Origin of the sequence: Mesorhizobium sp. M7A.F.Ca.CA.003.01.2.1, from assembly GCF_003998945.1 — a bacterium.
Taxonomy (GTDB): Bacteria; Pseudomonadota; Alphaproteobacteria; order Rhizobiales; family Rhizobiaceae; genus Mesorhizobium; species Mesorhizobium ciceri.
Window position 1 is genome coordinate 1 of the sequence record NZ_RZRA01001156.1, and the last position, 1,495, is coordinate 1,495.

Consider the following 1,495-nt stretch of genomic DNA (forward strand, 5'->3'; position numbering starts at 1 on the left):
GGTGCGGGGGTCGATGATCTCCACGGGATAGCCGGCGATCTTCGCCATCGGCGCCAGCGCCTGGCTGATATGGACAGCGCCAATCACGACCAGACGCGGCTGCGGCAGATGCGCGTTGAGAAAGAAAGTCCGCCCCTCGGCTTCGACCGAACCGGAATTACCGGTGCGAAACGCCCTGGCGATCGCGGTTCCGAGATCGCCGGCGACGTGATCGCCCTCGCGCACGATCCGGTCGCGCCCGTCACCGAGATCGGTGACAAGGATCGCCGCACGGCGGGCGCGTCGTTCGGCGTTCAAAGTTTTTAAGGCGTAGGGATCCATCAGGAAATCTCTTGTCCGAGCATCATCTTGTCCAAAAACCGGGTCCCACTTTTTGGGATCATGCTCTAGCCCAGTCTTTCCACGTACACCTTGATGCGGCCGCCACAGGACAAGCCCACTTGCCATGCGGTTTCATCGGCAACACCGAACTCCAGCATCCTGGCCTTGCCGCTGTCGATGACGTCGATGGCCTCGCTGACCACAGCGCCTTCGACGCAGCCGCCCGAGACGGAGCCATGGAAATTGCCGTGTGCGTCGATGACCAGATGGCTGCCTACAGGTCGGGGCGCCGAACCCCAGGTCTCGACCACTGTCGCGATGGCCACGTCCTTGCCGTCCTTCATCCAGCCCTCCGCAATGATCAGCGGGTCGCGGGCCTCATCCAGATAAATGCTGTTTTCCATGACCGTTTCTCCAGAAGTCTGTTTTTCTCGGGATCTGTTTTCCGGATGGGAAGGATATGGTTATGCGGCGCGCCTCGCGCCAGCTTCCAGCCATCGGCGCGGATCGACGGATTGTGCCGACTTCTTGTCCAATGACGCGCAGAGATCGGCGAGCGCATCGAGATTGTGCACCGAGCGGAACTCGTCGACATGCGGCAGCATCGCCTTGACGCCACGGGCGCGCGCCTGGAAGCCGTCGAAGCGCAGCAACGGGTTCAGCCAGATCAGCCGCCGGCAAGATTTGTGCAGGCGCTCCATCTCCTCCGACAGGCCGGCGACATCGTCGCGCTCCAGCCCATCTGTGATCAGAAGCACGACCGCCCCCTGCCCCAGCACGCGACGCGACCATATCAGGTTGAACTCGGCCAGCGTGTCGCCGATGCGGGTGCCACCCGACCAGTCCATGACCGCCGCCGAACAGTCGGCAAGGGCTGCATCCGGGTCGCGATGGCGCATCTGCCGCGTCAGATTGGTCAGCCGGGTACCGAAGACGAAGGTGTGCACGCGACGCCTTTTTTCCGTCAGCGCATGCAGGAAATGCAGGAAAATCCGCGTATACTGGCTCATCGAGCCGGAAATGTCGGCCAACACGACCAGCGGCGGATGAACCTCGCGGGCTGAGCGGAATTTCGGCAGGATCAGTTCGCCGCCGGTGCGCGCGGCCGAACGCATCATGGCGCGCGGATCGATGCGGCGGCCATGCGCATCGGCCTTGAAGCGCCGCGGCCGCA

Annotated in this window: 2 protein-coding genes and 1 pseudogene; all 3 read right to left on the bottom strand. The window is 63.3% G+C overall.

The window, feature by feature from the left end; all coding sequences use genetic code 11:
* Positions 1 to 321: pseudogene (locus EN969_RS30725) on the bottom strand (XdhC family protein); the annotation flags it as partial.
* Between the two features lie 65 nt (positions 322 to 386).
* The gene (locus EN969_RS30730) at positions 387 to 725 is read right to left on the bottom strand and encodes an XdhC family protein (RefSeq protein WP_063167827.1); all 339 of its coding nucleotides are present in this window, start codon (positions 723 to 725) and stop codon (positions 387 to 389) included.
* A 60-nt stretch (positions 726 to 785) separates the two neighbouring features.
* A partial coding sequence (locus EN969_RS30735; protein ID WP_127419715.1) for a VWA domain-containing protein occupies positions 786 to 1,495 on the bottom strand: 710 nt, incomplete at its 5' end.

Bases quoted from the DNA above. Each gene is read 5' to 3' on its own strand.
- EN969_RS30730 (WP_063167827.1), bottom strand. From the start codon at position 725: ATGGAAAACAGCATTTATCTGGATGAGGCCCGCGACCCGCTGATCATT.